Genomic DNA, 19,252 nt, shown 5'->3' with positions numbered 1-19,252 from the left:
TGCCAAGGCTGTGGCGCAGTTTTATTTTTATTAAAATAGCAGTGGAATTACTTTCCATAATCCATTATTGTTAAGCTCCACTGCCTATGATAAGAATAACATTTTCCAGTCTCTTCCACAATCGGAATTATGACGCTAATGCACCTCCGAATAGGTAGATGTAATTATTAACACTACTAAAAAAATTTATCCTTTGTTGTTTAGGTTTACATCGTTGTTTTTTATTTTCAGATATTTTATAGTGATTCTGGTGATGGAATACTTTGTATTCCTTGCAAAGAGGAGGAATTTCTTCCTTCTTATTTACTGATATAGGCCATAAAAATAGAGTTTGTAAATTTTACATTCTCCATAAAGAATAAAAATTTTGCTTTAGTTACTTAGTGCACCGCTCCTACCCTATGCCCATAGTGTGCTTATTAATCTCAAGTGTTTCTTTATATTCATTTACAAGATTATAAAAAGTTCCTTTTTTGAGACCAGTTTTATCCATAAATTCCTTAGCTGTAATTTCACCATTGTCCCATTGCATATATAAGTTTTCCCAGTTTTCAGGATAACTTATTTTTTTTCGTCCAGTTGCAGCAGACATGGCTGACCGTATATCAAAAGTTTTATTTCCCAGAAGTGAAGCGTACACATCTATAATCACACTAAGGGCAAGCTCATTCGCTATGGGATTATCAAATATATGCGTAGCTGGATAATCTGCAAATACAGTTTCAATTTTATTTGCTTTGAGCCATAATAGCTGCTCATAAACATCCTGTTTATTTGATCCGATATTATTGATAGAACTAATGATCAATATCCCTGCTTTTTTTTCGATATCTCTTTTCAATTGATTAAAAGCAATATAATCACGGTTGAAATCAGTATACAAGTCATAATACAGTTCTCGACCTTGAGAAGCCTTTTGCAACAAAACCTCTATTTCTTTTATATCCTCGCCCTTTTTGATATACACATAAATTTTGGATTTCATCGTTTAAACCATAAAAAACCTTTCTTAGTTTTAAAAGTGAGCCCTGTATGCTCCCTAATAACGTTTAGTTTTAGAACAGCTTTTGTCCCTATAATTTTACATTCTACATCTGCCGGAAGTTCATCATGCAAAATACGAAGTTTTTTCTTGGACTCATTAGTATCATAGCATGAAAAATCAATTTCTAGTTCATTTCTTGATTCATTTTCAGTAAAAATCTTAGAGTTATGCGTAAATTCGTCTCGTATGATTCCATCTGCTTTCTCACTAATTACTGCATCCCCCATATAATCAAACCAGGTAAATACCCTGAATTCTGCCGGAACTTCTGTACCAGACTCTATCATGATATCCTGAAGGATGCCAGATGAAAGTGTAAAGATATCCGGAATCCAATCTTCCTTATCTTTGTTATCGTGTTCCTGAAGTTCTTCTATCAAATTGTCAACTCCTTCAAACATACGTCTCAAATATTCACAATAAAGAGAATTGCCTATATTTTTAATAATACTGTTTATTTTCTTTCCATTATAGGCAGCTGTAGTTCTATCCAGACGATTATCGAGATTAATTACAATAATACGCTTACTGAGTTCCGGTGCGACATTATTAATATCGTTGGAAAGAAGTACAAATGTAGGATGATTTGTAATCTTTTCCTTTATGAGCATACTATCCATTTTTACAATGTCTTTGGCATATTTCCAATAAGTAGGGGTAAGCTCATCGATAAGAATCGGGCACCCCTTTACATCAGTCTTCAATGAAGTCATCGGTTTACTCGAAAAATAATCCTGAGTTAAAGGATTCATTTTCTCACCAAACATGAGCTGACGTGTCAGATTGATGAATCCAGTTTTTCCTGCATCTGAGTCCCCATAAATAAGCATATACATCGGAAAGAAACGATCTTCATAATCAAAGAGGTTTCCTTCATAACGTAACTTAGCGATAAAAGGTGACAAAAACATATAGTTGAGAACTTTCCAATAGAGCGTCTTTAATCTGACAGTATCCTTTGTAAACAAATCAAATCCAGACATATATTCGTATATGTTAAGAAGATCACTTTTTACATCGTCAGGGTCTGGTGTCAAAAAAAACTCTTTTTGATTGTAAACCGCACTATGGTTAACATAATCCAAAACAAACTGAGGATTGATTCTTTCTCTTTTGCGTTTTATCTGAATATCTTTTTTTATTCCCGTAAGCATATTCCGAATGTGTTTGACCTCCAGAAGAATTTTCCCCTCTTTGGCAGACTTTAGCTTAACGGCCTTTAAACGTTCCTCCCAGTCTTTATTCAATTTCTCTGCATGAAAAGCATATTCCTTTTCTTCACAAGAATTTATATCGTGAATCAGCACAGCATTTTCCTTTTCGATGCGTTTAAAAAAAGGCAGTTCTTCCGCATTATCACCATCTTCAGATATAGGAACAGCATTTTTCGCAATTTCATCCGTTGAGAACTGCTGTAAAGTTTCATACTGTTTTTGATAGACTTTGTAACACTCATAATCATCGCATACGGTGACTGTCTCAATCTGATCGCCAGTCCAGGCTCTTTGCGAAAAGTTCGCAGAACCCGTAATAGTACGTACACGTCCATCATCCGCTTTCAATAAATAAACTTTCTGATGAGAGACAAGATCGTTAAGAACATAAAACTTAAAATCATTATCAATTATACGTTTTTGAAGATATGAGTTTTTGCATATTTCGTTGATAGAAAACTGCTGATTAGCTATCAACGCTGCAACATTCTTGTTTACCAATTGCTCAAATCCCAGAATCACTTCACCTCTGTCAAAAAAATGCATGATTTTTTCAATAAAGGAAAGTGCATAGGAAAAGGTAATGACTCGCAGTTCGTTATACCCTATGAACAAATCTTCATAAGTTGTGTTTTCCTGAGATATAAATTTTACTTTTGTAACAGAAATAATGTCATCGGAAACTTTTTCTTCTTTCATACCTGGAATAATCTCAAATAATGACATCTGCGCATTGTCAATGTTATTGCTCTTCATCAAAATCACCTCATGTTTAAAAACAAATATCAGTTTTTGGACACACCATATTAATAATATATCACTGTTCAAAAACCTTTTCAAGTTTTTAGACATACAGAATTTAATTTAAACATATAAATGTTTCGATTTCATATTTTAATGTCGGCTTAATGGTGTCAGACACCACATCTGTTTTTCAGACTGAAGGAGGAAATGCGAAATGAAGAAAAGTGAGGAATATAACGTACGAAGCTTCTGATCAAAAGAAGCCATCGTGGTTACCTATATTCTTTGTGTCTGTTTTTACATTTACCACTCTTCACATTTAATATCACTTATCTGTTCGACTGGAATGACCGTTTGATCCGTCATGATTATAGCATGCTCGTATTCGTCTACCTTTTTTACAACACCAGAACACGTAACATAGGAGCCGCCTGCTTTTTTTGCATCGGGAATAAAATAAGTTATCGATACCTTCTGTTCTATACCGATATTATTTCTGATTATGTTGATTTTTTCGTTCAGCTGCGCAATCGCTTCCTCGCTCAGTTCCAATCTTTCATCGGTTAATCTGGCAGTTTCTTTTATTGCTGCATCATGTCCTGTCAGGGCTGCAAAAGGAGCAAATTGCGCTGCTCTGTCCTGGAGCGGCATTTGCGAATGATTTTTAGAGACCGAATGTGGCAAATTAATGATATCGTCATAAGAATTATTTTTCATCCTCTTCCAACTCCTTTACGCCTTATGTCCACCGATTTGTTCATTTCTGTCCCTGGCGGTTGCACCTTCCTGAAGATTCATTCCCTTCAGTACAGCGTTTTTTCCGAATTTCTTTTTGATACTGAGCATTGCTTCCTGTATACGTTTTTCGCGATCCAGCGCGGCTTCTTCCTCTTCCTTTTTTTTCCTTTGCGCCTCATAATCCGTAAAAAGATCCAGCTGCTCATACACTTCTTCTTTCTTGACAGAGCTTTCATTCACAAGCCTGTTCGCTGTGATATTGATTCTTCTGATAAGCAGGTTTCTGTCAACGATTCTGTCATACAGCTCTGTTACTGCATCCGTTATCAGTTTTGTTGAGGACGTCTGCCGTTTCAGATTGGTCGTTCCATGTGCGTGTTTCGGGATTCTTCTTCCATAACGGTCGATCGTAACCTCTCCATGATACTGCTTTTTCCTGTCGGCATTGTTCAGATTCTCAATATCATAACCAACTGTCAACACGATCTGGTCTGTGACAAGCTTCTTATCCACCAAATCCAAAACCATCTGGTCCGTCATCTCTTTGACGACTAATTTTGCTTTTTCAAAATCATAAGGGCAATGAAGTACCTGCCCGGAACAAACACTGTTCGTTTCCGGCTTATAAGCCTTGACCATTTCCATGGTACAGGGCTCATACCCCCAGGCATGATCGATCAGCAGCTCCGCAGTAACGCCAAACAATTTATATAGCAGATCTTCGTTATATAATTCATTCTCTTTTCCGATGGAACATCTGGCAATATCGCCCATTGTATAAAGTCCGTATTCTTCCAGCTTCTTTGCATATCCCTTTCCGACTCTCCAGAAATCAGTAAGTGGTCTGTGACTCCAGAGTTTCCTTCGGTATGACATTTCATCCAGTTCTGCAATTCGTACACCATCTTTATCTGCTTTAATATGCTTCGCCACGATATCCATCGCAATCTTGCACAAATACATATTTGTTCCGATTCCTGCAGTTGCCGTTATGCCTGTTGTTTTCAGTACATCCTGTATCATGGTCATTGCAAGTTCTCTTGCTGTCATATTATAAATATGCAGATAATCCGTTACATCCATAAATACTTCGTCGATCGAATAAGGGAAAATATCTTCCGGCGCAATATATTTCAGATAAATGCTGTAAATTCTGGTGCTGTATTCCAGATAGAGAGCCATCCGGGGTGGAGCAACAATATAATCGATCTCCAGTGCAGGATCGGTATCTAATTCTGTGCTGTCATCAGAGGTTCCGATAAAAGTTCTGTTCGGCGCTTTCCACCTGCGGGTGCTGTTGGCTTCTTTTACTTTTTGAACAACCTCAAATAAACGAGCCCTTCCTGGTATCCCATAACACTTTAAAGCTGGAGATACCGCAAGACAGATCGTTTTTTCTGTTCTGCTTTTATCCGCAACCACAAGATTGGTCGTCAAAGGATCCCTATTTCGTTCTTTACATTCCACAGACGCATAGAATGACTTAAGATCGATTGCAATATAGGTTCTTTCCTTTTCCATCATTCTACACCTCCCGATTCTCCTGTGTTCTGTTTCTAATTCTTATTTATCTTGACCGGAAATCTTTCTCATCGCAACAATCCGTTCAAGGATTTCCTGTCTGAATTTTTCTACATCATTCGTCCGCTTGCGCACACCTGCTGCTGCAGCATGTCCACCTCCGCCAAATGCCTGCAGAAGTTCATTTACATTGATCCATTTTCCATCAGACCGGAAGGAACAACGCCAGCGGTTTTCTTCTTCCTCATACATGGTAAAACCTAGCTGAATGTCTTCGCAGTCTCTGAGAAATCCGCTGATTGGATGGATATCCTCATAACTGATTCCCTCTGCCTCGCTCTCAGCACGATTGATACACACACAGGCAACATTTCCATCCAGCAGACGTTCTGCCCGCTTCAACAATTCTGATCTCTTCTGCAGACTTTCCAGAGTGTCATTATGCATAGTATGCATTACATAACTATGATCTACTCCCATCTCGAGTAGTCCAGTCACAGCCTTCATGGTACTTACTTTCGCTCGGGTAAAACATCCTGTATCATGCAGGATACCCATATAAATGTAGTCTGCTGCAGTCGGTTTCGCTTCGCAATCGACAGTGTTCTTCAGCTTGGCCGAGTCCAAGATGTAGTAAACATTCTCTGCGCAGGCTTCCGAGATTTTTGTATAATTCACATCGCCATAACCCTCATTGGACGCATGATGATCAATTACCATACTAGCTGCTGCTCCCTCGTAATATTCCCTGCCAATCATCCTTGATAGAACTGCAGTATCACATACGATAACTGCATATTTTTCTTTTACATCCGGCTTCTCAAACGGATCGAAGACCTTATCCAGTTTTACCTGCTTCTTCGGTCCTTTATCCAACGTATCTGCCAGATATGGCAGCACTTTGTACTGCGAATAGTTTACCTTTATATAATGTGCAAGTCCCATCACCGATCCGGCTGCATCGCCATCCGGGTTCAGATGCCCCAAAAGAATCACCGAATTTAAATTGTGCTCTTGCATCATAGATTGGAATTCTCTGTCAAAATTGAATGTCATTTAATTGCCTTTCAGTTGAATCATTTGTTTTATCTTGGTCAAAAATCTACCGGCACTCTTACTTCCACGCCTTCCAGATATCGGGCTGATATCCAAGAGTGGATTGTTTTCCATTACGGACAACCGGTGTCTTAATCACCTGCGGATTTTCCAGCACCTTCTCAAGTTTATCTTCCTCTGCAATGTACTTAATGAGCGCAAGCAGATCCTTATCCTTGCCCTCCCAGTTAATCATATTTTCCAGTCCACCATTTGCCTGGGCAACTGAATTAAATTCGCCCTTACTCATTCCCTTTTCTTTCATATCAATAAACTGAAACTTGATCCCACGTTCCTTAAAGAAACGTTCTGCTTTCTTTGTATCATTGCACTTCTTTGTTCCAAAAATCTGTATATTCAAATTAATTCTCCTTGTCCATCGCCATATGTATCATTTTTTCAAAAAACGCTCTGAAATGCTCATCATCTTCTGCTGTTCGTTTTCGTGGTCCTTTCAAAGCGGATATTCGCAATCCGCTTCGCTACTTGCTCATAACCGAATCTCTTGTTCATTATTATACCTTACATGTAATAAATTGTCATAAATAACTGATTAAAGGCTGATTAAAGAACAAAAATTTTCCAACAAACCAAATCATACAAATTATAAATAATAACGATAACATTTTTTTCTTCCTTCTGAAACTCATTCTGACATGTGTCTTTCATTTTTTCTGTTCTTTTTCTGCTAAATATTCAGATGTGTTCTTTATACCAAGCTTATTACTGAATGCCATCTCTTCATGCTTCTTATGCGCTGCCTCGTAATCCTTTGCCTGGAATGCCAGGTGGAATTCGCATTCACCCAGATTATATGGCTGTGGAATTTCATAATTCTTCTCCTTTTGCACATTCTGTGTTTTTAATACGTGATTTATATTGCGGATATTCAGTAATAAACCGCTCAATTACATTGGCATCATTCCAGTAATGCATTGGAAAAATGACATTGCAATCTACATTTTTAAGGAAATACAGAATCCCGTCGGCATAGTGATTTCCCTGTCTCGGATCTAAAGGGACAAATGCAGCATCAAAATGCATACCCTTGATTTTCCTGATCTCTACACGATATGCTGAAGTAAGTCTCTGGTTATCAGCTTTTGGCTCACCATCCCAATACCAGTCATTTAAGTCACCGGCATGATAAATGGTGCCTTCCTTTGTTTTGACAATAAATGCTACACCACTATCGTTAGATAACAATGTATCGACTTGGGTGCCATTATCCAGATTATAAGTCTGATCATGATAAACATATGTGATCTTCATATCTGGCAAATGTTTTCTTTTGCGTATATCTTTCGCCAAAATTGCCTGATATGTCATGCTCATATCATCAAGGATCTCAAAAATCACAGGATTAAAATGATCCTTATGAAAATGACTGCAAAAAACAATTACTTCTTTTTTCTTGTCAAGAAGTGGTAATTCACCCTTATAATAGTCAAAAATATAGTAGCAATCTTTAGTTTCAATTAAAAATCCACTGTGGTTAATGTAAGTAATTTTCATCATATCTCCTTTATAAAATAACTCCTTTTTCCCTATGCAATTGAATAACCGCTTTGATCAAGAATGCTATAGTCCCATTCCATAATGGTTCAATCAATATGCCATCCATTGTAATCAATATTATAATGTGGCGTCAGGAATGAGCCAGGACAACTGGCCTTTTACTACATAAACAGTGTTGCCTGCTTCATCATAGATATCATAGCTGTCAAACCATGAAAATAACCTTTGTTTAAACAATAGCTTCATAACTTTTCACCGCTCTCTCCAACTGACATGATAGGTTCTTTATAAGTACCATAATATCATTCCCGAACACATTAAAAAATATATAAATCGAAGAATTAACCCGCCTTATTTCACAGATTATGCACAGTTCGTTTTTTTTATAAAACTTATTCTGTTTTTCAACTTCTGTGATATAATGCTTTATTATAAAAATTCCCATGGACAAAATGAGGTGAACCAAGTGAAAAAGAAAACACTTGTGCCTCTTATCATTTTTTTACTGGGCATATGCCTTGTTAGTTTGATTGTATACAAAACAGACACCCACGAAAAAGATCAGAGACACATAACAGCACAATTAAACGTAGCCACCTATGGAGAACGAATAAAGAATGAAATTACAAATGGAATTGAGATCACAGATACCTTGAAGCAAATCTTAATAAGTGAAGATGGCGAGATCCATCAGTTTGAAACAATTGCCGGAAATCTTATGTCTGATTCTATTGAAAGTGTACAGCTTGCTCCTAATGGTATTGTTACAGATATTTATCCGGCTAATGGAAATGAGGCAGGTAAGATTGATTTGATCCATGATAAAGATCGCGGAAAAATTTCTCGTTACGCAAGAGACAACCATACAATCATTACACAGGGCCCCTTCAAATTAAAACAGGGAGGATATGGAATTGCAGTCCGCAATCCCGTATACCTGAAAGATAAAAACGGACATGAGTATTTCTGGGGATTTACTATTGTTATCCTGCGTGTTCCGGATATTTTTTCAGATTCAATCAGTGCACTTTCAAATTTTGGATACGAATACAAAATTTCCAAAACAGATGCTCCATGGAGTGATGCTTATAAAGTGGTTTATCAATCAGATGGGCAAATAAATCATCCTGTTTCTTATACTTTTACAATAGGAGATGAAAACTGGGAATTTGAAATAACTCCTAAAAGTGGATGGAGAAATGCCACACTACTGATAATCATCATCGGAATGTTTCTTACAATAAGCCTTCTCCTGTCAGTTCTTACCAGAGTATGGTTAGTAGCAAAAGAACATAAGAAAAAGTTTCAGATACTGGCGCACACAGATTCTCTTACAAATATTTATAACCGCTATGGATTTGATGAATTTGCAGAAAAATTGATTCAAAAAAATCCAAAAGCACATTTTGTGGCTGCGCTTCTTGATATCGATGATTTCAAGTTTATTAATGATATCTATGGACATAATTACGGAGACAGGGCATTAAAAAATCTTGCAGACAGCATGAAGGCTTTTTTCCCATCCGATGCATTACTAGGAAGAAATGGTGGTGATGAATTCTGCATTCTTTTACCAAATTGTACCTTTAAAGAAGCAGATGTACAGCTACAGCAATTCACCAAACTTCCTAAATCATTCTCATACCATGGTAAGGAACATGCATTTTATATTTCTCTAGGATATGCAGAATATCCAACATTTGCATCCAATCGTTCACAGCTCATGCGCTGCGCAGATGCCGCTCTTTATGAAATAAAGCTTCGTGGAAAAAATGGATGTATGGTCTACAGAGAAGGACTTCGGTCAGGTGCCCGCAAACAGCTTGGATTCGTATTCAAGGATATCGCGGAACATCTTCCAGGTGCATTCATCATATACAGAGCTGACAAAGAAGATGATGAACTATTTTTTGCAAATGATGAATTTCTTCATATGTCCGGATATAAAGATATAGATGAACTGTTCAGACTTACTAAGAAAAGTTTTCGCAACTTGATCCGGGAAGATGAACAGCAACAGATAGAATCAAGTATCTGGAAACAGATTGACAATGGTAATGAAAATGACTATATTCACTTTCATCTTCGAAAAGCTGACGGAACTTATTTTTCTGTTCTTGATCATGGAAGAATTGTAGAGAACCCGCAATACGGGAAAGTATTCTACGTATTGTTCATGGATTGGGAAGATATGCATATTCGTTACAATGATAAATTCGCAAGATATTCAAGTTGAGCATCTGCGAGACTTGGCGCGTGATTCTGGTCAGCGACAACATTTTTGGGCAGGTACCGGAATTGTAACTCTCTTAATTATTTTACATAAGAGCAACTATCCTGTTGTGATCTTAAGCTGGTATCAATTTGATACCAGCTAATGTTTCACTTGGTTATACCCAAAGCTAAGAAAGAACCTTTATCTGAGCTGTGCCCTCATCTTCTGTTATCGTTACTGTTCACTCCGTTCACAGTAACCTGTTATCTTATGCCATGCCGTTTACTGTTTTGTACTTATACAACATCTCTGCATGATTCTGCTCTTCTACCTGAATATCTGCGAGCAGTTTACGCACTCCACTGTCACCAAAGGCAAATACATTTGAATTGTATTCTCCTGATACCAGCTTTTCTGACGCAATACAGTCCGTCGCCAGAAAAGCATCCAGCTGTTTGTCCTCCGGGGAACTCATCGCCGTATAGGCAGCCTTCGGCTGATACTCTTTCCCTGCATTGTCGTTGCAGTTACACTGCGGGACTTCTCCTCTGAGTACACGGTCAAGAGAATCATAATGTTCTCTTTCCTTCTTTTCCAGAATCTGAAAAAGATTCTTCAGTTCAGGATCTTTCGCCTGCTGCGCATATCTTCCGTATTTTTCAATACAGCTTTTTTCCTGTGTCTGTAAGTCTTCAATCGTGGTACGTTCCTTTTCTTTTAATATCATCGTATACGCTTCCTCTCTTTGATTTTGCAATACGATGACAGTATCTGCTGTGATGGGAAATATTATACCTGAACTTATGATAAAATTTTATAGACTTATTTCAGAAAAAATCTTATATATTTTTTCCCAGAATCACCTTGATCAGGTATTTATCTAACATGATCGTGCGGTTCCAGGGATTAAGGATCACACCTTCGATTCTCCTCTTTGTATTTACTATCATAACATCCCTGTGAAGATTTTCCTATTCACGAAACATACAGAATCCATTCTGCAATCCTGACAAAGATTATCAAACATTTTTATATGAAGATTCTGTAAAATCTCAATCAAACCTCCGTAAATGCTATTGTTTTCTGAAAATTACAGTGATATACTTCACAGCGTCGACTGAGGATAAAGATTGGATCCAACAAATATCTATTACATTTTAATTATCTATCTCTTAAAGGAGTTTATATTATTATGAAAAGAAAATTGATTGTCGGTTTTTTAGCTCTTTGTTCCATTACAACTGCATGTCCTTCCGTTTATGCCTCCACAGAACACTACACAGACAGCAGCGTTACCGGTGCTGATTCCGGATGGTCTGACTGGACTTCCAGCTGGGCAGATGCGGCAGCAGATTTTACCAAAGTATCTCTCACTCCGGGTGCAGATGACACACAGCTTAACTTTGCATGGTACAGCGAAAAAGGTGACAGTACTGCTACTCCTGTTGTCCATTTCGGAACCGATAAAGACAATCTTGAAACTTTCGAGGGTACTGCCGGCGATGTGGATCAGGAACTTACCGGCGATAAAGCATATGAATATAATCACGTAACTGTAACCGGACTCGAACCAGAGACAACCTACTACTACACAGTAGAGAAAAACGGTCAGCAGACAGACGTGTGCGAATATAAAACACAGAAAACAGATTCCGTAAAAATCCTCTATGTAGGTGACCCACAGATTGGTGCTTCCAAAGGTCAGACTCAGGATGGTGCCGAGCTGACAAACGAATCCGGTGAAGCTAATACTGCAGCAGAAAATGATGGTTTTTCCTGGAATCGTACTCTCAATACTGCTCTTTCTGAAAACCCAGATATTAACTTTGTTATCTCCGCCGGTGATCAGGTAAACAAAACCGGTGAAGCCAAAGAAGAGGAATACGCTTCCTATCTGAGTGCAGACGCACTGAAAAGCCTTCCGGTAGCAACAACAATCGGTAATCATGATTCTCTGAATCCTGATTACTCCTATCATTTTAACAATCCGAACAATACAGAAAACGGAAAAACTGCTGCCGGCGGTGATTACTATTACAGCTATGGCGAAGGACTTTTTATTGTTCTGAACACAAACAACTATAATGTGGCAGAGCATCAGAAAACCATCGAGGAGGCTGTAAAGGCATATCCGGATGTAAAATGGCGTATCGTAACTATCCACCAGGATATTTACGGCTCCGGTCTTGATCATTCTGATACAGATGGTATGATCCTTCGTACCCAACTGACTCCTGTCTTTGATGCTAACGATATTGATGTCGTTCTCCAGGGTCATGACCACACCTACAGCCGTTCCAAAATGCTCTACGGTGACGGACAGACTCATCAGAACTATGAGTTCAGTTTAAACGCAGACGGCACGGACTATGACTGGGATCACGCTACAAATGTAGATACCGGCGATCAGATCACACTTGCTCCGGAAGAAGGCGATACTGATACACAGGCTGCTCTCGATGCATTCCACGAGGACAACAACTGCTATACAATTGAGGATGTAGACGGAAATACTGTAGCAGATCCTCAGGGAATTCTTTACATGACAGCAAACTCCGCTTCCGGTTCTAAATATTACGAACTGCTCTCCACACAACAGGATTATGTAGCAGCACGCAGCCAGAACTGGCTTCCAAGTTATTCCGTCATCACAATGAGTGCTGATTCTTTCTCCATCGACACTTACCAGATCACCGATGATGGCAAAACTGAAGCTATCGATGACACTTTTACCATCCAGAAATCCGGTACAGATACATCTGCTGACACCACAGATGCTTCTGAGACTGAAGCCGACGCTTCTGCAAATTAAAGGTATCTGAACTCGTATGACTCACACCAGATTTACCGGGCTACTTTCCAGAAAAAAAGCGGTCCGGTATCTTATTTATCTTTTACTTGTCTGTGTGTTCGCTGTTTTTGTATTCAGGCTTAATCAGGTTGAGAAAACAGAACTGGTTGTCCGGACGGGGCAGACATTTGAAAAGGGAAAAGTCACAGAAATCCTTCAGGATAATCTCGATTCCAACGGAACTCGCGTAGGAGAACAGAAAGTACGGGTAAAAATGCTCACTGGTGTACGAAAAGAAGAAGAACTTGATGTCACCAGCAGTTCCGGTTATCTTTTTGGTGCAGCCTGTACAGTAGGAATGAAGGTCATTGTCATGCAGAGCGTTGCCGGTGAGACCACGATTGCCAGCGTTTACTCTCAGGATCGTGAATGGGTTATTTACATCTTTGCCATTCTTTATCTCCTTGCATTGTGCATCATCGGCGGTAAACAGGGGATCAAAGGATGTCTTGGCCTGATCTTTACTTTTTTCTGCGTGATCTTTGTGTATCTTCCGCTTGTGTATCTTGGATATTCACCATTCTGGTCAGCAGTATTTATCTGTTTTCTTACCACACTGGTCACTATGTATCTGATCGGCGGATCGACAAAGAAAACCTGTGCAGCTACACTGGGTACTCTGGCAGGTGTTGTTCTTGCCGGTATCTCTGCATGGTGCTTCAGTAAAGCATCCGGCATTTCCGGCTACAATGTATCTGATATTGAAACACTGATGACTCTGTGGAATACCAACCGGATCCAGGTTGGCGGACTTCTTTTTTCTGGACTTCTGATCTCCTGTCTCGGCGCTGTCATGGATGTCGCCATGTCCATCAGCAGTGCTATTGATGAGATCTACAAACAGAATTCTTCCCTTACACGAAAGGAACTGTTTAAGGCCGGAATGCGTGTCGGAAGAGATATGATGGGAACAGACAGCAATACTCTGATCCTTGCATTTGCAGGAAGCAGTGTCAGTACACTTCTTCTGAATTATGCCTATGATCTTCCATATCAGCAGATTATTAATTCAAACAATATCGGTATTGCGATCATGCAGGGACTTGCCGGAAGCTTCGGAATTGTGCTTTCCGTTCCGCTTACTGTACTGATTTGTACGATTCTTTTCCATAAGAAAGAAACTGCTATGAAAAGATGATCTTTGTAGAAAAAAGGGCGTCTAAAGCCTCTCAGGTACGAACGGATGCTTTGAACACATTAATCCTTGCCGTTTCGATGTTTCTTAGTAATGAAGGGGCAAGTAAAGTACTGGCATTGCTTGGAGTACAAGTTAGCAATGACACCATACAACGCTTATATGATCGAATCGAATTTATAGATAATCCGGAGGTAGAAGAGATTGGCATTGATGATGTTGCCATACGAAAAGGTCAGACTTATGCTTCTATCCATCTGCAGAATGCCAAAGGGAAAGGTCGGCCTCTTTGATCTTCCTGTTTCAGCTGGAACCAGCCAGTTCCTTGATTCCGACCGATTCTCTGAAATAGAAGTCGGCGATGAAGTAGCTGCCAACGCAGATTTTGGTGTCCGTGTTGCCGGAGACAGTATGGAACCGCTCTATCTGGATGGACAGATCATCTGGATACATAAACAGGATACACTTGAAGAGGGCAAGATCGGAATTTTCTTCCTTGATGGTGAAGCTTACGTAAAAAAATACCATCAGACAGATTCCGGTATTCAGCTTATCTCATTAAACAGCAAATATTCGCCTATCAACGTTTCCTCAAAGTCCACTCTGAAAACATTTGGTAAAGTTGTGGGCTGAACGTACAAAAAGGCTGATGCAGTAGTGACTTCTCTCGCCACTTATGCACCAGCCTATTCTTATATCTCTTCACTTCTACCGACTTTCCAAAATACTCTGCAATATCATACAGCAGCTGATATGTCGGGTTTTTGAATTTATTCCTTTCCTACCTGCTTATATTGTCTCTGCAGTTTCCGACAATCTCAGCAAGTTCCAACTGCGTAAATCCAGCTTCCATACGAAGCTCCCTCAAACTAGTTCTAAGTTCTCTCACAGATAACATCTCCCATTAATCATCGTAATGATTCCAGTCTCCCAGGAAATTCCTGTCACTGTGCCCCGTCTTGTGACCTCTGTCATCATAATGATTCATTCCGCCAAAGAACCCCGGTCTTGTTTCTCCAACCTTGTGACCTCTACTGTCATAATGATTCATCCCACCAAAAAATCCTGGCCTTGTTTCTCCGATCTTATGACCTTTTGCATCATAATCATTATACCCACCAAAGAACCCTGGCCTGCTCTCTCCAATCTTATGTCCTTTGCTGTCGTAATGATTTATACTTCCAAATAATCCCGGTCTGCTATATCCATCTTTCTTACTCATTGTACCTTCCTCCTGATAAATGTTTTCTCTATCGTTTTGCTTTGGCACCCCTGGTACCTTTAACTGATGATCATATTATCGTAAAATAGGAGTACAAAAATCCGCACAACCAGCGGAATTCGTCAGTCCATATAGTTCTGAATCACATTTTGCAGGTACTCTTTATACTGCTGCCGTACATCTTCCGGTCCGACAATCCACATCCCGGATCCGATACCGGTAATCCATCCAAAGAACTGTGAGCTTACTGCCACTGGCACTCTGGCTCTGAAACGATCCTCTCCATGAGGACACATCCATACATCATGACCAAAACGATCAATCACAACACCGGCCAGTTCATTTCTGCATTCCAGTGTAACTTCCGCATCGACACCGCCATACATACCAAACGTTTTCTTGGCAAATGCAGCCAGATCAAAATTTTTGAAGGACTCTTCTCCTTTACGATCAGTCTCCAGAATCTCAGCATCGCGCATTTTATCTACACGATAATGCTTGATGATTCCGGCCGCTGCATCATAAGCAACCAAATAGTAGTTTTCATCATCCCATGTCAACGCCCACGGACTGACAACATAAAAAGCGCCATTCTTTTTAAATTTCAGTTCTTTCTTAACTGTCCATTCCGCATAATGGAATTTGATCTGTTTATTCTCGTAAATAGCCGTGTGAATATAATCTACGTTATAATACACCGTTTCATTCTCTGTCTTCGGCCGGTTTACGATGAAGACATATCTGGAAAGCATTTCGGCATCTGTCTTACAGCAAAGCTTCTCCAGTTTCTGTATCAATTCTTTGGATTTCTTTTCTGTAATAAATTTAGAAGACTGAACCGCATCCACCAAAAGCTTCAACTCCGGCAGTTCAAAATCCCTGGCACCGATATAATAGCCCGAACACTTGCCTTTCTTCTGCTGGATATCCAATCCGAATTTATCAAGAATCTCCATCTCTGTATAAATGGTTCTTCGATCCGTACTGATCCCATATTCCTGATCCAGAATCGTGCACAACTCCGATGCATTTAACATATGTTCATCATCGGTACGTTCCAGCAGGATTTCCATCAGATATAACGTACGGAGCTTCTGATCAAATGAAGCCATAGCACATCACCTCATAATTTCACATAGGTCTTGCCCTTCAATGTAATTCTCTTTTTCTACCCATATTATCTTGGCCAAAAATCTACCGGCACTACCTCAAATCTATATTTCTGCTTCGCATTCGGATACTTCTCCCGATCCACTTCACTGCAAAACATATCGTATGGTCTGGCACATGTTTTATAAGGCGGATACAATGCCTGATAAATCACCAGCTTCTCACCATTTTCTGTATGCTGCGCAAAAGCCAGAATCCGGTACAAGTACTCCGCTGTTTCCAGATTTACATTTTCCCGTTTAAAATGCTGGACTACATCACCAATATGAAATCTATATTCTTCCATTTCGAACTACTTCTCCTTATCCATCGCCATATGTATCATTTTCTCGAAGGATTCTCTGAAATGCTCATCATCCTCCGATGTTCGTTTTCTTGGGCCTTTTAAGTGATTCTTTCCAGATGCCCTTCGTGCCTTCTTATTCAAGTGACGCTCCATAAGCATCTGGTCAATATTCTCATTGGTATACCATTTCCCGGACTGATGAATCGCATATGCATTTTTTCCAAGTGCCATTGCCGCCACACCATAATCCTGTGATACAACAATATCGCCTTTATGACAAATACTGATCAGTTTATAATCCACTGCATCTGCGCCGGCTCCAACTACAATCACCTCACTGTAATCAGAAGACAACACATGGTTTGTATCACACAACAACGTTACCGGAACACTGTGCTCTTTTGCAACTTTTTCAACAATACCAACTACCGGACAGGCATCTGCATCAACAAAAATCTGCATATTCCCTCCTTTAATTGCAACTAAATGGCGTACGAACCTCAATAAGATTACCACTCGGATCATACAGCCTTACAAGCTTCTGCCCACCTGCAAGTTCTGTCAGTTCAGTGGCATATCGGACGAAATACTTACCGGATTCATATTTTGCAAGCAATCCATCTATATCAAATTCCTCGAAATACAGTTCCATCATGTTATTAAATGGTGTAGAAGTTTCATTCAATGTTCTCCCCCACCCATCCGCCTCCTGCAACACAAGTCCTTCCGATAAGATCACATTACCTTCATTCTTAAGAATCACTTGCAGTCCAAATAAGTCCCTATAAAACTCTATGGATTTTTCTATATCATCCACCACGATCAGTACGTTTTTCAGCATATCCGTCACCTCACAATCCGCTTTGAGTCAAGCGAATATTCACAATCCGCATGCGGTTAAATAATCTTTCCAGACAAATGATCAATTTCATGCTGGCAAATCTGTGCTGTCCATCCTGACAATTTCTGGCGCTGTTTTTTCCAGTTGAAGTCATAATATTCTACTTCAATTTCCTGGTATCTGGTCGTCTTACGAACACCGTCCAGGGACAGACAGCCTTCTTCTGTCTCATACATATCACGCTTTGAAACAATCACCGGATTGAACATCACAACATCTATGAATCCCATATTCACAATGATAATATTCTTCTTTACACCAATCATATTGGCAGCCATACCAACACACCGTTCCCGGTTTGCCCGCAGTGTGTCCTGCAGATCTTTTCCAACCTGGATGTCAGCTTTCGTGGCTGGTTCAGATGGCTGACCTAAAAAGAAAATGTCTCTTACAATTTGCTTTACCATTTACTTTCTCCCTGTAGCTTTCATTCTACTTTTTCCAATTTATTATTTACATCGAAACAAACTTTGTCTCCTTCATTGATATTACGCTCATAGAGCCTGGCGTCCTCCGCTTTTACTGTCACTTCTTTTCCTGAAGAATCCACAAGAGTCACTATTGCCATGACTGGTGCATCATCCAGTCGTTCTTCACAACCAAAATTCAGGTCTTCATCGATTCGTTTTACTGTGTACATCATAACTCAATTTCTCTTGAGATAATATTAAGAATCAGTTTTCTACATACCTTCTCCGATAATATTCCATCGTACGATACTCAATAATATCTTTCATCTGCTTCTTAAATGCATTTGAAAGATGTATAAATCACACCGTTATCTTTCAGCGCATCACACATTTTTTGGATCACAGGAAGAAGTTCCTTTTTGGATAAATGTAAAATAGAAGAGCACGCCCAAATACCTTCGTATTTACCACTCGCATCCAGGTCCTGAAATAGCATTTCTTTAACTTCAATTCCAGCAAAAGCACTGGCTAATTTACAAAGCTCAGAGGATCCATCCGTTGCCTCCACCCGGTATCCCTTCTCAAGAAAATACTTTGTATCTCGACCAGAACCGCAACCGAAATCTAATATCCTTGAACCTACCGGAAACATTTTCCTAAACCGCTCCTGTACAACCGTAAAATCTACCAAACGAGTCCCCTGGGCAAACATATCCGCATTTTGATTATAATATTCTATTGTTTTGTCCATGAAATTTCTCCTCAATCTTTGCTTATTTCATGCACCTTCGAATTTTATCTATCAAAGTGACGTCTGCTGGTAGCCAGGCGACACTATCTAACTGAGCCTTTGTAAGCCATTTGGCTGCCTCGGCCTCCTTTAATTCAAGATGGCCTTTTGTAACTTCTGCCCAAAAACAATCCATCGAAAGGTGAAAAGTTGGATAATCAAACTCTATCGTATCAATCAACTCACCGACCTTAATTTCCGTATCCAGTTCTTCCATGATTTCTCTTACAAGTGCCTGCTGTGGTGTTTCTCCTGGTTCTACTTTTCCGCCTGGGAATTCCCACCCTCCTTTTAATTCTCCATAGCCTCGTGCTGTTGCAAATATTTTATTCTTTTCTTTTATGTTGTCGCAGATAATCGCTGCGACTACTTTTACCGTCTTCATGTATTTTATACC

The 19,252-nt window shown here is 39.4% G+C and carries 19 protein-coding genes and 3 pseudogenes; 4 read left to right on the top strand and 18 right to left on the bottom strand.

All coding sequences use genetic code 11. The features are described from left to right. Nucleotides 1–394: 394 nt before the first annotated feature. The 8 genes and pseudogenes from ACTNB8_RS02625 to ACTNB8_RS02590 all read right to left on the bottom strand — a co-directional run bounded on the left by ACTNB8_RS02625 (nt 395) and on the right by ACTNB8_RS02590 (nt 7,872). Nucleotides 395–985 carry a hypothetical protein gene (locus ACTNB8_RS02625; protein ID WP_441052033.1) on the bottom strand — a complete coding sequence of 197 codons (591 nt, stop codon included), beginning with the start codon at nt 983–985 and terminating at the stop codon, nt 395–397. Continuing rightward, entirely contained in the window at nt 982–3,015 is a 2,034-nt protein-coding gene (locus ACTNB8_RS02620) for a restriction endonuclease PLD domain-containing protein (protein WP_441052031.1), read from the bottom strand. Before ACTNB8_RS02620 ends, ACTNB8_RS02625 begins: the two co-directional genes overlap by 4 nt. 291 nt (nt 3,016–3,306) lie before the next feature. Continuing rightward, nucleotides 3,307–3,720 (bottom strand): hypothetical protein, encoded by a 414-nt coding sequence (locus tag ACTNB8_RS02615; RefSeq protein WP_441052029.1) that lies wholly within the window; start codon nt 3,718–3,720, stop codon nt 3,307–3,309. A 15-nt stretch (nt 3,721–3,735) separates the two neighbouring features. Continuing rightward, nucleotides 3,736–5,262 carry a Y-family DNA polymerase gene (locus tag ACTNB8_RS02610; protein WP_441052204.1) on the bottom strand — a complete coding sequence of 509 codons (1,527 nt, stop codon included), beginning with the start codon at nt 5,260–5,262 and terminating at the stop codon, nt 3,736–3,738. 42 nt (nt 5,263–5,304) lie between these two features. Beyond that, entirely contained in the window at nt 5,305–6,285 is a 981-nt protein-coding gene (locus ACTNB8_RS02605) for a DHH family phosphoesterase (protein ID WP_441052027.1), read from the bottom strand. 91 nt (nt 6,286–6,376) lie between these two features. Beyond that, the gene (locus ACTNB8_RS02600; protein ID WP_118039893.1) at nt 6,377–6,718 is read right to left on the bottom strand and encodes an arsenate reductase family protein; all 342 of its coding nucleotides are present in this window, start codon (nt 6,716–6,718) and stop codon (nt 6,377–6,379) included. Between the two features lie 373 nt (nt 6,719–7,091). Beyond that, nucleotides 7,092–7,181: pseudogene (locus ACTNB8_RS02595) on the bottom strand (lactoylglutathione lyase); the annotation flags it as partial. A 4-nt stretch (nt 7,182–7,185) separates the two neighbouring features. Beyond that, nucleotides 7,186–7,872 (bottom strand): MBL fold metallo-hydrolase, encoded by a 687-nt coding sequence (locus ACTNB8_RS02590; protein ID WP_441052025.1) that lies wholly within the window; start codon nt 7,870–7,872, stop codon nt 7,186–7,188. Nucleotides 7,873–8,341: 469 nt separating this feature from the next. On the opposite strand from ACTNB8_RS02590, the gene ACTNB8_RS02585 reads away from it, so the two are divergent. Then, nucleotides 8,342–10,111 carry a diguanylate cyclase domain-containing protein gene (locus ACTNB8_RS02585; protein ID WP_441052023.1) on the top strand — a complete coding sequence of 590 codons (1,770 nt, stop codon included), beginning with the start codon at nt 8,342–8,344 and terminating at the stop codon, nt 10,109–10,111. A 247-nt stretch (nt 10,112–10,358) separates the two neighbouring features. Here the strand turns inward: ACTNB8_RS02585 and ACTNB8_RS02580 are convergent, their stop codons facing one another. Next, nucleotides 10,359–10,817, bottom strand: coding sequence for a ferritin-like domain-containing protein (locus ACTNB8_RS02580; protein ID WP_161285556.1), 459 nt, complete (start codon nt 10,815–10,817; stop codon nt 10,359–10,361). 465 nt (nt 10,818–11,282) lie between these two features. Here ACTNB8_RS02580 and ACTNB8_RS02575 point away from each other — a divergent pair, with 465 nt between their 5' ends. The 3 genes from ACTNB8_RS02575 (at nt 11,283) to ACTNB8_RS02565 (ending at nt 14,709) form a co-directional block, all read left to right on the top strand. Then, nucleotides 11,283–12,902, top strand: coding sequence for a metallophosphoesterase (locus tag ACTNB8_RS02575; protein WP_441052021.1), 1,620 nt, complete (start codon nt 11,283–11,285; stop codon nt 12,900–12,902). A gap of 16 nt (nt 12,903–12,918) precedes the next feature. Next, a complete protein-coding gene (locus tag ACTNB8_RS02570) occupies nt 12,919–14,079 on the top strand; it encodes a YibE/F family protein (RefSeq protein ID WP_441052019.1) in 1,161 nt (386 codons plus the stop codon). Nucleotides 14,080–14,289: 210 nt separating this feature from the next. Beyond that, nucleotides 14,290–14,709 (top strand): S24 family peptidase, encoded by a 420-nt coding sequence (locus ACTNB8_RS02565; RefSeq protein ID WP_441052203.1) that lies wholly within the window; start codon nt 14,290–14,292, stop codon nt 14,707–14,709. A 271-nt stretch (nt 14,710–14,980) separates the two neighbouring features. Here the strand turns inward: ACTNB8_RS02565 and ACTNB8_RS02560 are convergent, their stop codons facing one another. The 9 genes and pseudogenes from ACTNB8_RS02560 to ACTNB8_RS02520 all read right to left on the bottom strand — a co-directional run bounded on the left by ACTNB8_RS02560 (nt 14,981) and on the right by ACTNB8_RS02520 (nt 19,240). Next, complete coding sequence (locus tag ACTNB8_RS02560; protein WP_441052017.1) at nt 14,981–15,298, bottom strand: hypothetical protein; 318 nt, start codon at nt 15,296–15,298, stop codon at nt 14,981–14,983. Nucleotides 15,299–15,420: 122 nt separating this feature from the next. Further along, the gene (locus ACTNB8_RS02555; protein WP_441052015.1) at nt 15,421–16,410 is read right to left on the bottom strand and encodes a helix-turn-helix transcriptional regulator; all 990 of its coding nucleotides are present in this window, start codon (nt 16,408–16,410) and stop codon (nt 15,421–15,423) included. Nucleotides 16,411–16,475: 65 nt separating this feature from the next. Beyond that, a pseudogene (locus ACTNB8_RS02550) lies at nt 16,476–16,730 on the bottom strand (DUF1653 domain-containing protein); the annotation flags it as partial. 30 nt (nt 16,731–16,760) lie between these two features. After that, nucleotides 16,761–17,216, bottom strand: coding sequence for a YaiI/YqxD family protein (locus tag ACTNB8_RS02545; protein WP_441052013.1), 456 nt, complete (start codon nt 17,214–17,216; stop codon nt 16,761–16,763). A 10-nt stretch (nt 17,217–17,226) separates the two neighbouring features. Next, nucleotides 17,227–17,595 (bottom strand): VOC family protein, encoded by a 369-nt coding sequence (locus tag ACTNB8_RS02540; RefSeq protein ID WP_441052012.1) that lies wholly within the window; start codon nt 17,593–17,595, stop codon nt 17,227–17,229. 56 nt (nt 17,596–17,651) lie between these two features. Next, on the bottom strand, nt 17,652–18,062 hold the full coding sequence (locus ACTNB8_RS02535) for a peptide deformylase (RefSeq protein ID WP_173762508.1): 411 nt from the start codon (nt 18,060–18,062) through the stop codon (nt 17,652–17,654). A 20-nt stretch (nt 18,063–18,082) separates the two neighbouring features. Beyond that, nucleotides 18,083–18,298: a hypothetical protein gene (locus ACTNB8_RS02530; RefSeq protein WP_441052009.1), complete on the bottom strand. Its 216-nt coding sequence runs from the start codon at nt 18,296–18,298 to the stop codon at nt 18,083–18,085. A 110-nt stretch (nt 18,299–18,408) separates the two neighbouring features. Next, nucleotides 18,409–18,816 (bottom strand): annotated as a pseudogene (locus ACTNB8_RS02525) (class I SAM-dependent methyltransferase); the annotation flags it as partial. A gap of 22 nt (nt 18,817–18,838) precedes the next feature. Further along, nucleotides 18,839–19,240: a (deoxy)nucleoside triphosphate pyrophosphohydrolase gene (locus ACTNB8_RS02520; RefSeq protein ID WP_441052008.1), complete on the bottom strand. Its 402-nt coding sequence runs from the start codon at nt 19,238–19,240 to the stop codon at nt 18,839–18,841. Nucleotides 19,241–19,252 lie beyond the last annotated feature (12 nt).

It is taken from the genome of Blautia sp. HCP28S3_G10, assembly GCF_052065235.1.
In the GTDB taxonomy this organism is placed as follows: domain Bacteria; phylum Bacillota; class Clostridia; order Lachnospirales; family Lachnospiraceae; genus Blautia_A.
Note: the sequence above shows the minus strand (reverse complement) of the source record. Positions and strands in the feature narration are given on the sequence as shown.

Bases quoted from the DNA above. Each gene is read 5' to 3' on its own strand.
- ACTNB8_RS02625 (WP_441052033.1), bottom strand. From the start codon at position 985: ATGAAATCCAAAATTTATGTGTATATCAAAAAGGGCGAGGATATAAAA.
- ACTNB8_RS02620 (WP_441052031.1), bottom strand. From the start codon at position 3,015: ATGAAGAGCAATAACATTGACAATGCGCAGATGTCATTATTTGAGATT.
- ACTNB8_RS02615 (WP_441052029.1), bottom strand. From the start codon at position 3,720: ATGAAAAATAATTCTTATGACGATATCATTAATTTGCCACATTCGGTC.
- ACTNB8_RS02610 (WP_441052204.1), bottom strand. From the start codon at position 5,262: ATGGAAAAGGAAAGAACCTATATTGCAATCGATCTTAAGTCATTCTAT.
- ACTNB8_RS02605 (WP_441052027.1), bottom strand. From the start codon at position 6,285: ATGATGCAAGAGCACAATTTAAATTCGGTGATTCTTTTGGGGCATCTG.
- ACTNB8_RS02590 (WP_441052025.1), bottom strand. From the start codon at position 7,872: ATGAAAATTACTTACATTAACCACAGTGGATTTTTAATTGAAACTAAA.
- ACTNB8_RS02580 (WP_161285556.1), bottom strand. From the start codon at position 10,817: ATGATATTAAAAGAAAAGGAACGTACCACGATTGAAGACTTACAGACA.
- ACTNB8_RS02575 (WP_441052021.1), top strand. From the start codon at position 11,283: ATGAAAAGAAAATTGATTGTCGGTTTTTTAGCTCTTTGTTCCATTACA.
- ACTNB8_RS02570 (WP_441052019.1), top strand. From the start codon at position 12,919: ATGACTCACACCAGATTTACCGGGCTACTTTCCAGAAAAAAAGCGGTC.
- ACTNB8_RS02565 (WP_441052203.1), top strand. From the start codon at position 14,290: ATGATGTTGCCATACGAAAAGGTCAGACTTATGCTTCTATCCATCTGC.
- ACTNB8_RS02560 (WP_441052017.1), bottom strand. From the start codon at position 15,298: ATGAGTAAGAAAGATGGATATAGCAGACCGGGATTATTTGGAAGTATA.
- ACTNB8_RS02555 (WP_441052015.1), bottom strand. From the start codon at position 16,410: ATGGCTTCATTTGATCAGAAGCTCCGTACGTTATATCTGATGGAAATC.
- ACTNB8_RS02545 (WP_441052013.1), bottom strand. From the start codon at position 17,216: ATGCAGATTTTTGTTGATGCAGATGCCTGTCCGGTAGTTGGTATTGTT.
- ACTNB8_RS02540 (WP_441052012.1), bottom strand. From the start codon at position 17,595: ATGCTGAAAAACGTACTGATCGTGGTGGATGATATAGAAAAATCCATA.
- ACTNB8_RS02535 (WP_173762508.1), bottom strand. From the start codon at position 18,062: ATGGTAAAGCAAATTGTAAGAGACATTTTCTTTTTAGGTCAGCCATCT.
- ACTNB8_RS02530 (WP_441052009.1), bottom strand. From the start codon at position 18,298: ATGATGTACACAGTAAAACGAATCGATGAAGACCTGAATTTTGGTTGT.
- ACTNB8_RS02520 (WP_441052008.1), bottom strand. From the start codon at position 19,240: ATGAAGACGGTAAAAGTAGTCGCAGCGATTATCTGCGACAACATAAAA.